This window comes from Nostoc sp. (assembly GCF_036917515.1).
GTDB lineage: Bacteria > Cyanobacteriota > Cyanobacteriia > Cyanobacteriales > Nostocaceae > Nostoc.
On the sequence record NZ_JBALDE010000025.1, the window covers coordinates 53,298 to 66,527 of the forward strand.

The following is a 13,230-nucleotide window of genomic DNA, read 5'->3' on the forward strand; positions in this document are numbered from 1 at the left end:
GATTATTATGATTATTTCTCAATTAACACTTACCTTACTAGAAATTAAGGCAGTGTCGAGTTAGATTTACTTTGTCAAACCCTCAAACACACCCCTCAAAGCTGCAACAGCATCTTGAGTCCGCGCCCAAACTCCTTGATCTGGGTCTTGACCTGTAAGTTCTCTTGTACCCAAAACTTCTAACACACCTTTCAACTGTTCTTGATGAGCGCGATTTTGAAAGTTCACTTGGTTGAGCGGCCCAATAGCTTCTTTCACGTCATCACCTACCACCTGAGAAGCCTTATGGATAATTAAACCAGTCATTACGGCTTGGTGCTTAATCCTTTCGTGAATAGAAAACTTTTGGTATATTGTCAGCTCATCTCCATCTATTATCCGGTTTACTTGCTCAATGTACTGCCCGATAGTGTCTCTAGGCTGGGCTGAACCACCACCAAATTTTGAAATAACTCCCTCAATCACTGTGAGGTTTTCTTGGTCATCTTTGAGAAAGTCGTTTAGGCGTTTGCTAATTTCTTGATCGTTGCTTACAGCAGGTAGTACTTTTCGTTCATTAGAAATTAGCAACTCTTGTATAGCTTTCAAATCTGCTAGCTCTGTAGCGATCGCCTTACGCTTAGTATCATCTAAAGCCACAACCATTTCTAGACTTGCCTCAAATAATTTAGGATACTATTAACCTCTCACATTTGTTTTGCTCAACAAATCATTCTTGAGATGTATTATCATTTATTTATGTCTAAAGTCGCAAACAGGAATACAGCGAATCTGACACACGTATAAACTTCCAGAAGTCAAGTAGCTGTTCTCCTACAAGCTGATACTGGGAAAAGTGAAAGAAATGCCCTCCTTCTAAACAAGACCAGAGGCGATCGCCCTCCTTTAAGTGCGATCGCCATCCTTGCAGTGCCTCTGGTTCGACAATAATGTCATTTAAGCTACCACAAACCATCAAAGGTACTGCAACTTTGTTTGCCTTTATACTCACCCTCTCAAACAGAGAATGAGGAGAGAGCGAACAATCTAAGTCTTGCTCCAGCAGATGTGTCAAACTCTTGAGAGTGCGTTCATCCTGATAGCCAAATAAGTTGTAAACCATATCAGTCAAAAGCTTTTGGCGACTTAAAAACTGACGGTGAATATAGTAATGAGCTTGCCAATCAACCGCTGCATCAACACCCACGGCTAATAGCGTCAAAGACTTGACTGTTTCTGGATAGCGACGGCTATAAAGTAGCCCTAGTAATCCTCCTGTACTATGACCAATGAGGTGAACAGGTCGATTGCAAGATTTGAGGTAGTCATGAAGCAGAACAACAGCAATATCTAGTGAACTTACTTCATCTTGGCTTTGGCGATATTTCCACTCTTGGATTGTCACTAGATCGGACACGAAGTAGTGGTTGAGCAAAGTATTGCAAACTAGGGCTTGTATTTAACCAAAGAACATCCGGCAGTTTAGACATCCTGATTTTCCTGTAAATAGAATAAACTCTCAATTTGCTAATTAAGAATTTGTGTAACTAATAATCACAAGTTGCTATATCTGATTCCAGCTGATTTTTCCAGCCAGACTTACCAGTGTTTCAAACCTCTTATAAAAATTTATTGATAAAAATATTCAATATGTTTTAGAAAAGCTTACAGTATTATAAAAATTATTGCAAATAATTATTGTTAGTCTGTCAAGACTATTTCTCTATATCACACAAATTTCCCCGCCTATCAGCGCTCTTTTTTGAGAAGGAGAGCCACTGCTCCATAGTCGCAAAGGCTAAAGTTATTTTATTTTATTTTATTTTATTTTTCGGATATTTCGTTTATGTAGTGTGTATTATAAGATAGTGAATAGAAGTGACGGCACAACGTCCTACAACACAGGAGGAAGTAAGTAACCACGATGTCTAAGCATAGCGTGCTTTCAGAATCTGTAATATCTCCACAATTAGAAGCTCAATCTATCGAACTGGAGCGCATACTGAGCGTTAAAGGTTCCCAGGCAAAACTGGTAGGGGCTAACGGAGAAAAAATTACCATTCCTGAACCGATTTATCAAGTACTACTTCAAGTTGTCCACGCAATGGCATCAGGTAAGGCTATATCTATAATTCCTCAACAACAGGAATTGACGACACAACAAGCGGCTGAATATCTGAACGTATCACGTCCCTACCTGATCAAGTTATTAGAACAGGGTGATATTCATTACATCAAGGTGGGTTCGCATCGTCGGGTTCGTTTTGATGATTTAATGAAATATAAACAACAGCGAGACACCAAGCGTCGAGAAGGTTTGAAGGAATTCACTCAATTTCTGCAAGATGAGGGGTTCTATGATGAGGAGAGTAGCAAATTAGACTAACAAGATGCTTCCTTTCTCTGTTGTTCTGGACTCCTGCGTTATCTACCCTATGCCTCTATGTGATACCTTATTCCGTGCTGCTGAGGCAGAACTTTACCAAATTCATTTTTCACAAGAAATTCTAGAAGGTGCTACTCGCAACCTTGTAAAGAAGGGAAAGATGACAGATGCCAAGGCTGCACGCTTTCAAGAAATGCTCAAGATACATTTTCCTGAAGCAATAGTGGAAGTACCAGAACAGCTAGTTGCTTCAATGACAAATCATCCAGGCGATCACCATGTTGTTGCTGCTGCTATAGTTGCCAAAGCAGAAGTAATTGTTACTGCTAACCTAGATGACTTTCCAGCAGAGGCTTTAAAGCCTTGGGATATTGAGGCTTGGGCATCCAGATGATTTTTTGGTTTATCTTAATGAGCAATTTCCAGGAAAAATGATTGAAGTAATTCGACAGCAATCAGAGGATCTCAAGAACCCTCCTTTGAGTATTGTTGAATTACTAAATAACTTAGAAAAAAATAATAATGTTACAAAATTTACTGGTAGTATTTGCTTCCATGAATATTCTGATGTAATCGTGCAAATTGCCAAAACAACTTTGAAGAGTAAGTTTGCAAGAATAGCAACAGAGGGTGGTCGATACTTTGAGGGTGAGCGGTATAGACTCTGGCAAAAAGCGGGAATTTTAACAATTACGGCTAAAGGCAACCGAGGGGAAATTCTGCGAGTTGAAAATGGAAAAATTCAGGGAAGTCTTTTATCACAGGACATTAAGGCATTCCAAATATTTGAACAAAGCTTAGAAACACAACTAGAACAAGCTAAGATCCAAAAATCACAAATCTAAAATCTAATAGCTTAACGTTGACTGCTAATGTTACATCTAGTATCGTTGAGCGGGAAAAAACTAACGTGAAAGCACAGGTATTTAGAGGCGTTAATCAACTGTCTTACGAAGATATCCCAGTTCCAAATCTGGAACCAGATGAAGTTCTGGTACAGGTGCGGGTTGTGGGGTTGTGTCAGTCAGATATAAAAAAAATTCGTTATCCGCTGTATGAACCGCCGCGCATTTTTGGACATGAAACTGCCGGTATGATCGCAGCACTAGGCAATAATGTCAAAGGTTGGCAAGTTGGACAACGTGTAGCAGTGATGCACCACATCCCTTGTATGCATTGTGCCTACTGCCTAAATGATAATTTTTCCATGTGTGATGTCTACAAAAACATTTCCACAACCGCAGGCTTTAATGCCAGTGGCGGCGGTTTTGCTGATTATGTCAAGGTTCCTGGACATATTGTGGAAAATGGTGGGTTGATTCCTATTCCGGATAACATAAGTTTTGAAGAAGCGAGTTTTGTCGAACCAACTAACTGCTGCTTGAAAGCTGTGAAAAAAGCCCAAATTGCTCCAGGACAAACTGTGTTAGTTACTGGTGCTGGGCCAATTGGGTTAATGTTTATCATGTTGGTGAAGTATTTTGGAGCAAAAGCGATCGCTACCGATTTACTACCCTCTAGAATTGATAAAGCCTTGAGTGTCGGTGCAGAAGGGGCTTTTGATGCTCGCGATCCTGATTTATCTGCCAAAATCTCTGCCTTAACTGGTGGACTAGGTGTTGATGTTACACTGCTGGCTGTTCCGAGTGAGAAAGCTTTCTTTCAAGCACTTGATAGTACCCGTAAAGGTGGGAAAATCCTATTTTTCGCCGAATTCCCTGATGAGGTGGAAATTCCGATTAACCCGAATATTCTCTACCGTCGGGAAATTGACTTGATCGGCAGTTACAGCTCATCTTATCGGCTTCAGAATCTATCAGCTGATATTGTATTTAATCAGCGAATTGACATACAAGCATTGATTAGTGATCGCTATCCATTAAAAGATTTATCAGCAGCTGTGGAAGTTGCGATCGCACCCACTGCGGATACTTATAAAATCTTAATTTATCCGTAAAAGGAAGATTAGGGAGATGGGATGTTAAAACTATAAGTTTAAAGTTCTGAAATTCAACGACGAAGCTCAGAGGTTCAAAGTTCACCCTTAAAAGCTCAAGTTTCATCCTCATCTTTTTCACTTTCCCCTTGTCCCCAACAAAATGCTTATTACCCTACTTTTCGTAGCTCTATTAGCTTTTTACGTCGCCTGGAATCTCGGAGCAAACGATGTCGCTAACGCGATGGGAACCTCCGTAGGTTCCAAAGCTGTCACCCTCAAACAAGCGCTAATAATTGCTGGGGTTTTAGAGTTTACGGGTGCTGTGTTGTTTGGACATGAGGTAACGGAAACTTTAGCAACGAAAATTGCTAATCCCGCCTTATTTGCAGCTACACCCCAAATATTAGTTACTGGGATGGTAACGGTACTAATATCGTGTGGTGTGTGGTTGCAAATTGCCACATCACGCGGTTTACCTGTATCCTCTTCTCATGCGGTTGTTGGTGCGATCGCTGGATTTAGTTGGGTAGCTTTGGGAGTAAATGCAATTGATTGGTCATCGATTGGCTTAATTACCATTGGCTGGATTTTAACACCGTTAATTAGTGGTGCGATCGCTGCTTTACTCTACAGTCAAATCAAGCACTGGATTTTAGATCAATCTAATCAAGTAGTGCAATTACAAGAGTGGATTCCTTGGTTGAGTACTGCGCTGCTAGGTGTCTTCGGTGTGATTGTCTTACCATCACTCACACAACCGCTAACCGATTTTGTAATTGAGCAAGTTGGTTTTACAATTCCTTCTCATGACATTCCTCTGTTAACTGGTGCAGTAGCAGCAGTTGGACTTACAATCATTAGTTGGCGACAGTTAGCAGATAAGGGTACAACTACCCAATCCCCCATGCCCAATCCTGTAGAAAGATTATTCGGCCGATTCCAATTGCTAAGTGCTTGCTTCGTCGCCTTTGCTCATGGTTCTAATGATGTGGGAAATGCGATCGCTCCTTTAGCTGCGATCGTTTACATCAATCGCACTGGTAGCGTACCTACCGATGGTATAACTATCCCCCTTTGGATTTTAATCCTTGGTGGTGCTGGTATTGTTGGTGGTTTAGCTGTCTGGGGAAAAAAAGTCATTGCTACCATTGGCGAAAATATTATTGCCTTGCAACCCAGTAGTGGATTTTGTGCCGAACTAGCAACTGCTACCACCATCCTCATCGCTTCCCGGCTAGGTTTACCAGTCTCCACCTCCCACGCTCTCGTCGGTGGTGTAGTTGGTATTGGATTAGTGCAAAATCTCAAGTCGATTAAGTTTCAAACACTAAAAGGCATTGCTGCCGCATGGCTAATTACAATCCCTGTGAGTGCTGCTCTTAGCGCTGCTATTTTCAGCATCGCCCAGATTTTATTCTTCTAAGAATTATTAATATTTTCCAAACTTTTTCTACTGGAATTTACTCAAAGCAAAACCCGGACTGCAACAATACCAAAAAAAGTGTGCTTTTGCAGAATTGCTGTTCATTCATTAGAATGTTGTACAGGGGATAGCGTAACTTTGAATTTCCACAGAAAGATACTTTAATCTCTATTTAGAGAGATAAACTGTCATATAAGTTACATTCCACACAAATTTACAGTTAGTTTCGCAAGTCAGACAATTTGGTGGGGATATCTAGCGACGAGTCGCCTACGCACACGCATCTGTGAATCTTTGACAATTATTATTGGCAGCAAAATAATAAATATTTATTTGGAGTGAGATTTCTTTAAAAGTAAAAATTTCATTGGCAAATAATTTATAAAAATTAAACTGACCAAAAATCAAAAAGTCTCTATCTAAGGGACTTCCAGGCGTGGCGATCAAGCCAAAATCCCTTCGGATTAGGCAATATCCCAGACACTCTGGCGTTGCTAACTATGGGAATCGCCCTTCGGGTGACGCTCTCTACGAGACGCTACGCGAACGCAAGCTCGCTAACGCCACTTTGTCAGACGCTCGAAGACTCGCTAACGCTGCGCTAACGACACAAAGCGCCAAGACGGGTGCTGCTACCTCACCAAAATTCAAAATCTAATGGTTTAATACTTATCAATGCTGAAGAGAACACAGTGTAGTAAGCTGTGTGGCAAACTTAAATGCTTTGCTAACTTGTGTCTACTATGACAAAATTACGTTGAAATGCGGAAGTGCTGTTAAAATTTTTAATTTATCTGACAAAATACAGGAAATTAGGATGATCGCCAATAAAGTGTACAGGAAGCAGCTTTATCGTCAAAGTGTTAGAGGTTAGAAGCTAATGGGGCGATTCGAGAAGCAACCAGAAAACCCAAGAGTCAGAGGGGAGCTATCTAGAGCAGCAGAAAATGCTCTTTGGGCTGTAGTTGAAGACTTAGAAAATCTTCAGCAGAATGTCCTCAGAGCTTTGCAGGAAGACGTAAAGCGGCTTCAGTCAGAAAAAAATCGGTTATCTGATGAGATTCAAAGCTTGGTAGAGGAAAAAGAGCATTTACAACAAGTGCGCCAAATTACTGAGCAGCAAGTGTTAATTCGGCAACTGGCAGAAGTTCTGGCAAAGCATATATCTTCACAACTGCAATCCTCTCTAGCAACTTTAGCAAATCAAAATATAGAGGGCAAATCTTACGAACAAGCTGCGCTGAAGTCTGCTGAAGTGAGCAGCAATGTAGTAGGTGAAATTAATGAAAAAGTCGAACACATGTTTGACAGTCTGGATGACACCGTTACTATTACCTTTAATTCTTTACAACAGGAGCTGAAGAACTATCAAAGTAATCTTTCCCAACAGCTGTCACGGATGTATAGCCAGCAGCAGCAAGGGGAAACAATTTTGGCGGAGTTTGTCGATCGCCTGCATGGAGAACTAGAAAAAACTATAGAAGAAACTTCACGCAAACCAGCAACAGCAGGTAAACCTACTGTTTTACAGTTTACGGAGCCACAAAAAAACGGTTCTGTTGAATCCCTACCAGAGTTTGAGGAAGTAGTAAGAAATTCCCTTGAGCCAATTTCCCCGACTTCTAATAAATCTTCACCAAGGGAAACGACATTAGAGCCGCCGATTATTAAAGAAAGCGTCGCGAATCCAATTTCTGTCCCCAACAAGGATTTGTCGCCAAGGGAAACAACATCAAAGCCGCCAATTATTAAAGAAAGCGTCACGAATCCAATTTCTGTCCCCAGCAAGGATTTGTCGCCAAGGGAAACAATATCAAAGCCGCCGATTATTAAAGAAAACGTCACGAATCCAATTTCTGTACCCAGCAAAGACTTGTCGGTAAAGGAAACGCCATCAGAACCGACTGCGGCTGTAGTTCCGCCACCAAAGGATAATGCTACCGAACCAATTTCTGTCTTAAATCAAGAATCGCCGGAAAACGAAACCAAATCAGAAAGTTTGCTCGGATCTTTGCTACAACCGAGAATGATCCGACCTTCTCCAAAAGATCCTAATGAACCAATTGCTGTCCGCCGCAAGAACGTATCGCAAACCAAAGCTAAATCCTCATCAACCACTGCGCTACTAGAACCGGAGATTCAAGCAAAATCCCTAGAATCGCGATCGCCTAATTCTTCTAGTTTATCGACACTCAAAATCGGTTTGTTGTTGATTGTCTTATCGGCAGTGATATCGTCACTTTATAACGTAGCCATCAAGGTGATTTTCCACGAAGGTTCTCAGATTTTTGGAGTATTAGACGTAGAGCAATTGCTACCGCCGACTTTGGGCAATACTCTGTTAATTTTGACGCTACGGTTTATGGTAGTCGTACCACTGATGGTACTTTTATCTCCTATATTGCATCCAAGACTGTGGCAAGACTTGGAAAACTTGTCCGCTTCAGTCCGAGGAAATGCCACACCTGCCAATGCAGCTACCAAGCAGATTTTGGTGTTGTCAATTGTAAGTGGATGCTTTTTATTTTTATCTCAGGTACTAATCTATATTGCGATCGCTCAAGTCACAACTGGAATGGCGATCGCACTGTTCTTTATCTATCCAATGGTTAGTGGTCTATTTTCGTGGTTTCTGTTTCGCGATCGTCCCACTCTATTCCGCATCGCGGCGATCGCCGCGATTTGCTGCGGTGAATTGTTAGTTTTAGGGGGTTCTTCTAGCATCGGTATCGGTAATACTTCAATGGGAAGCAGCACCGCCATTCTTTCGGGTGTGGCTTTTGCTGCCTACATAATTCTGACGCGAGTCTGTGCTAGCAAACTGCATCCTGTGACTTTTACTTTAATTAACTTCACTACCATGTTGCTGTTGAGTTTTATCTGTTTGATGTTACCTTTGCCAAGCAGTTGGAACTTGGTAATAGTTGACCCCTCTAAAATACTGGAACTGGTTTTGAGCGCGTTTATTTTAGGTGTGCTGACTCTTGCAGGTTATTTGCTCAATAATGTTGGTATTAGTAAATTAGGTGCCTCGCGATCGGCGCTAATCGGTAGTAGCATCCCAGTTTTAACTGTAATTTTTGCTGGGTTAATTATTCAAGAAAATTTGGATATTGTACAAATTCTGGGAGTGTTATTTGTAACTTTTGGCGCTGCTGCTTTCAGCTTTGAAACAATGCGAAATCAGGTTAAACCCTCTAATCCCACGAATTAAATGGCGAGTTCAATCAGCTTCAGTGTGATGGGAGCTACTTTACCTGCCATAACTCTTAGCATCAATCTTGACGCTAATGTACCCACTTGTAACTTCTCTAAATCATCCGTGACAAACAAGATCCCCGACTTCTTTGAGAAGTCGGGGATTTAAGTTTTTACGAATGATTTCAAAATGCTGTATAGGTGCAGATCACACTTAATAGATCAGAAACAGTATTTAGAAGAAATCGACTTGTAATATATTTTTAGGGATTTAACCTGATACAGGTAGGAAAACACGTATATGTAAGCAATATGAGTAGTACTGACTTCAGCAATTGAGCACGAGTACTTGCTCAAAGAGAAGATTCACAAGGATTTAAGACCATTGCAGTACATTTGGAACTAAAAGATGAAGAAGTCGCACAAATGTTTAGAGTACCCCGTTTTTTCTAGAAGTACATCATTAATTACTTTTGATCGCAACCAATGTTAAGAACCAACGACAAAATCAGTATTTTTCGTTAGGTTTGGTAGTTTCCAAGACTCAAAGCGATGTCTACGGTAGACTGCACCTACATAAATCTGTATCAATAAGCAGTTCTTAATGCGACTACTTTGAAATTTATTGAGAATATAATCCCTTTGTTGATATTGAGCAGCCAGACTGCTTGTTTTTTCCGTGTGGGAAGCTAAATAAGTGGGCAAGAATAAACTAACTTATGTTAAGCACTGTAAATTTCTCAACTTGGCTTGTATTGAGGGCTAAAATCCTTATGCTTCGGTTTAATTTGTCGCTTATGGAAAAGACCCCGGACGACGCTAAGTCACTACAAATCTTTAATTATTCACACCCACTTACTAATTGTGCTTCGTAAGATGGTATCTTTATTTCTGTCGTTTTATACCAGTCAACTTAATCTGCGCTCGCCAAGACACCCAGAAAAAAAGCTGATATCGTCGCTTGTTGCGGCTTATCATCCTTTGATAGTAACAAACCATCTACGTAAATTAAGTCTCTCAAATATATAAAATAGCGAGGTAAAAACATACTTGAAAGTAGCCAATAAATTAGTTAAATCATGAAAGTTTAAAATTCTTTCATGAAATAAATATAAATTTATTGCAAAAAAAGCTCTAAATAATCATCGGATAGAACCTAAGATGTTTTATTATATGTATGGCTATTAAATAATCTTTTAGTTATTAGTATGAGCGCCAAAGCCTTATAGATACGCGATTTAGTCGAAATTAATCGCGGCTTTTTGTGTCCAGAAATTAAAATAAAATCATAAATAAAACTGGGATTTAAGAGTAGATCTAAAAATATCATCAAACCTTGACTTAAGTAGAATATAAAATATTTAAATAGTTATAATTTATAAAATTAAAGGTATATAATTTTATTTAAAATCTAAAAAGTCGTGATAAGATAATGAACAATATTTGAAAAAAAATAGGTATTTTGAAATTGGAATTATTTGCTCTACTTGATGTCTACTATCTTTTCTCAAGCCAACGGCTGATACTGCAAAGACATCACAGGAGGTTGTGAACAAAATGATAGTTCACAACAAGCTGTATAGCTCAACCTCTAAATGTAGCTACACCTGATAAGCGATTTGTTTTGAGACTATTCCCAATTATTTCTAGTCACTTGTGCACTACAAATAATTCGCCAAAGCTGAAAAAAGCATCTTTTTCTAGTAACAGATATCCCAGATTAACCACGCAAACTAGTTTTTACTCTGAGTGTGTAAGCAGCTTGATGTTATTACTCTTGAAAGATGAAAAAAACCAGAAAACTGAAATGCTTTGTAGATTAATTGCAGCATAGTTGACTGTTGGGACATAAACGGCCGTTAAGCTGAATTTGGTGGTGTCTTTCATTTTCCGGTTAGATGTAGAGACAGTTATAGTCACAACTACCGACTCTGCTTTTGTACCAGGAAATATGCGAAAATGGTAGTTTGTGCTACCACTAATATCATCCTTATCGCATACTAATATAGTTTGAAGTAAAGACAGCCTTTAGCCAGGTGTATACTACCTATTTTCACTCGATTAAAAATTGTGTAAACGTGCTATTCAATTGTCTGTAATATGAGTAACGACATAGATCTGATCAAACGTCTTGACCCCAGTGCGATGGATCAGATCATGCTTTATCTGGCTTTTAGTGCCATGCGGACGAGTGGGCACAGGCATGGGGCATTTTTAGATGCAGCCGCAACAGCAGCAAAGTGTGCAATTTACATGACCTATCTAGAGCAGGGACAAAACCTGCGGATGACAGGACATTTGCACCACCTGGAGCCGAAACGAGTAAAAATTATTGTAGAAGAAGTCAGGCAAGCACTAACAGAAGGCAAACTGTTAAAAATGCTGGGTTCTCAAGAACCTCGCTATTTGATTCAATTGCCTTATGTCTGGCTAGAAAAATATCCTTGGCAACCGGGGCGATCGCGCGTTCCTGGTACGAGTCTGACAAGTGAAGAAAAAAGACAAATTGAGCAGAAACTGCCCAGTAATTTACCTGATGCTCAGTTAGTTAGCTCCTTTGAGTTTCTGGATTTGATCGAGTTTTTACACAAGCGATCGCAAGAAGACTTACCACCCGAACACCAAATGCCTTTGAGTGAAGCTTTGGGTGAGCATATCAAGCGTCGTCTGCTTTATTCAGGAACAGTAACACGGATTGATTCTCCTTGGGGAATGCCCTTCTACGCGCTTACCCGTCTTTCTTATACCCCAACAGACGATGAAGAACGTACACACATCACCGTAGAAGATACCGCTCGGTATTTCCGCATGATGAAAAATTGGGCAGAACGGCGACGAAACGCCATGCGCTTGCTGGAAGAACTTGACATACTGCCAGAAAAAATGGATCAGGCTATGGAAGAATTAGATGAAGTTATCCGTGCCTGGGCAGACAAATATCATCAAGACGGTGGTATTGCAGTGGTTTTACAGACGGCTTTTGGTGAAAGAGAAGACTAGTACAATTAACTGTGCAAACTGTGCAAAATTCTAAATGAACCCCAATCTCGCCAAACTCCGTAACCTCGCCAGATTCATGCACTAATTTATTTGTCAATAGCTGTTGCTCTGTCGTTATTTGACGAGATTCAAAAGCAGGTTTTACGATCAGTTGGTTGAGTTCTTCCTTGAATGCTTCCAGTTCAGAAGAGTCAAAGTTGGCAGTCAGGCGAGTTTTACCTTTTTCATACTTAACACTGATTCGCCTCTGTTGTACATACCGCTCAAGCGCCCGGACACTCACGCCAAGAAAATCTGCTGCTTCCTGTTTGTTCATCGGATTCCCGCCAAATCTTGCCGTCATCCTTGCATACAGTGTGGCGGCATTTGACGATATTGGTCAGAGTGGGTGAGGGCGATCGCTATTTTGGTGCTATTTGCTTCCTCTCCCTACCCCTTCTGCTTCAATGTCGCCTAATTACTATTTCACGACATTTTTCCAAACTGGTGAGGTGTTGGGTTAGGGAAACTATTTTGGTATTAGATTTCAGCTTTTAGCCATTGGAGAGTTAAATGTAGCGACCTGCAATACTAATCGCTTATTTTTTTAAGCAACTATATAAAATCTCTTTCCATCTTGGTATGTTAATTTCTCGAACTACGAACCCTCAGCATAAAAATTGAGACAGCCGCTTCCTAATATATCTTTAGCTTAATTAACATATCTTGCTGTATATGAATAATAAAGTCTTACTGATTTTTCATTTCCAACTAAATTTATATCATCTGTAATAGCGTTAAAATATGCTCTTTGTTTAAACGTTAAATCTTGAAAACTTGAACCATAAATTCTGTATTTTCCTTGAGCTATATATTCAATTCGCATATACAGCATATTGCAGGTAAATGAGGTACAGTAACAATTAGTTCATCAAATCTGAAAATGAAAGCTTACTCCATCGACTTGCGAGAAAAAATAGTAATGGCTTACTCTTAAGTAGACACCTCTATCAGAAAAGTAGCTATGAGATTTGGTGTCACCAAAAGCTTTGTACAAAAACTACTCTCCATGAATAAAACTCAAGGTCATATAGAGCCGAGAAAACAAGGTGGAGCAATCAAGGGCGAGTGAGATGGATATGAAACTCAACTAGCTTTAATGGTTGAACAATATCCAGATGCAACTTGATCAGAATACTGTGAGCATTGGGGTATAACTCACAATCATTGGATCAGCACAAGCAGAATGTGTCGTGCATTGCAAAAGCAAAAACTTACAGTAAAAAAAAGACGTTACGTAGCAGTCAAGCGAAAACAGAAAGAGTC

12 protein-coding genes are annotated in these 13,230 nt (G+C 40.1%); 8 read left to right on the plus strand and 4 right to left on the minus strand.

What is annotated here, in order from left to right:
• Positions 1–66: 66 nt before the first annotated feature.
• Together V7K89_RS03115 and V7K89_RS03120 are read right to left on the minus strand one after the other, a co-directional pair.
• Positions 67–645, minus strand: a complete 579-nt coding sequence (locus V7K89_RS03115) for a hemerythrin HHE cation-binding protein (RefSeq protein WP_335184284.1) — start codon at positions 643–645, stop codon at positions 67–69.
• Positions 646–742: 97 nt separating this feature from the next.
• Positions 743–1,384: an alpha/beta fold hydrolase gene (locus tag V7K89_RS03120; RefSeq protein ID WP_335184285.1), complete on the minus strand. Its 642-nt coding sequence runs from the start codon at positions 1,382–1,384 to the stop codon at positions 743–745.
• Positions 1,385–1,903: 519 nt separating this feature from the next.
• Between V7K89_RS03120 and V7K89_RS03125 the strand changes: the two genes are divergently transcribed.
• The 7 genes from V7K89_RS03125 to V7K89_RS03155 all read left to right on the plus strand — a co-directional run bounded on the left by V7K89_RS03125 (position 1,904) and on the right by V7K89_RS03155 (position 8,941).
• Positions 1,904–2,365 (plus strand): helix-turn-helix domain-containing protein, encoded by a 462-nt coding sequence (locus V7K89_RS03125; RefSeq protein ID WP_335184286.1) that lies wholly within the window; start codon positions 1,904–1,906, stop codon positions 2,363–2,365.
• A gap of 49 nt (positions 2,366–2,414) precedes the next feature.
• Positions 2,415–2,759 (plus strand): PIN domain-containing protein, encoded by a 345-nt coding sequence (locus V7K89_RS03130; protein WP_335184287.1) that lies wholly within the window; start codon positions 2,415–2,417, stop codon positions 2,757–2,759.
• 37 nt (positions 2,760–2,796) lie between these two features.
• Entirely contained in the window at positions 2,797–3,210 is a 414-nt protein-coding gene (locus V7K89_RS03135) for a hypothetical protein (protein WP_335184288.1), read from the plus strand.
• Between the two features lie 65 nt (positions 3,211–3,275).
• Positions 3,276–4,322 carry a zinc-dependent dehydrogenase gene (locus tag V7K89_RS03140; RefSeq protein ID WP_335184400.1) on the plus strand — a complete coding sequence of 349 codons (1,047 nt, stop codon included), beginning with the start codon at positions 3,276–3,278 and terminating at the stop codon, positions 4,320–4,322.
• 142 nt (positions 4,323–4,464) lie between these two features.
• The gene (locus V7K89_RS03145) at positions 4,465–5,727 is read left to right on the plus strand and encodes an inorganic phosphate transporter (RefSeq protein ID WP_335184289.1); all 1,263 of its coding nucleotides are present in this window, start codon (positions 4,465–4,467) and stop codon (positions 5,725–5,727) included.
• A 436-nt stretch (positions 5,728–6,163) separates the two neighbouring features.
• Positions 6,164–6,385: a hypothetical protein gene (locus tag V7K89_RS03150; protein WP_335184290.1), complete on the plus strand. Its 222-nt coding sequence runs from the start codon at positions 6,164–6,166 to the stop codon at positions 6,383–6,385.
• Positions 6,386–6,607: 222 nt separating this feature from the next.
• On the plus strand, positions 6,608–8,941 hold the full coding sequence (locus V7K89_RS03155; RefSeq protein ID WP_335184291.1) for an EamA family transporter: 2,334 nt from the start codon (positions 6,608–6,610) through the stop codon (positions 8,939–8,941).
• Here the strand turns inward: V7K89_RS03155 and V7K89_RS03160 are convergent.
• The gene (locus V7K89_RS03160) at positions 8,938–9,060 is read right to left on the minus strand and encodes a hypothetical protein (protein WP_335184292.1); all 123 of its coding nucleotides are present in this window, start codon (positions 9,058–9,060) and stop codon (positions 8,938–8,940) included. The two genes, V7K89_RS03155 and V7K89_RS03160, sit on opposite strands and share 4 nt — an antisense overlap.
• A 1,965-nt stretch (positions 9,061–11,025) precedes the next feature.
• On the opposite strand from V7K89_RS03160, the gene hetR reads away from it, so the two are divergent.
• Entirely contained in the window at positions 11,026–11,925 is a 900-nt protein-coding gene (hetR, locus tag V7K89_RS03165) for a heterocyst differentiation master regulator HetR (RefSeq protein WP_289795126.1), read from the plus strand.
• On the opposite strand, the gene V7K89_RS03170 is transcribed toward hetR, so the two are convergent.
• Positions 11,840–12,268, minus strand: a complete 429-nt coding sequence (locus V7K89_RS03170; RefSeq protein WP_335184293.1) for a helix-turn-helix domain-containing protein — start codon at positions 12,266–12,268, stop codon at positions 11,840–11,842. The genes hetR and V7K89_RS03170 overlap by 86 nt on opposite strands.
• Positions 12,269–13,230: the final 962 nt, after the last annotated feature.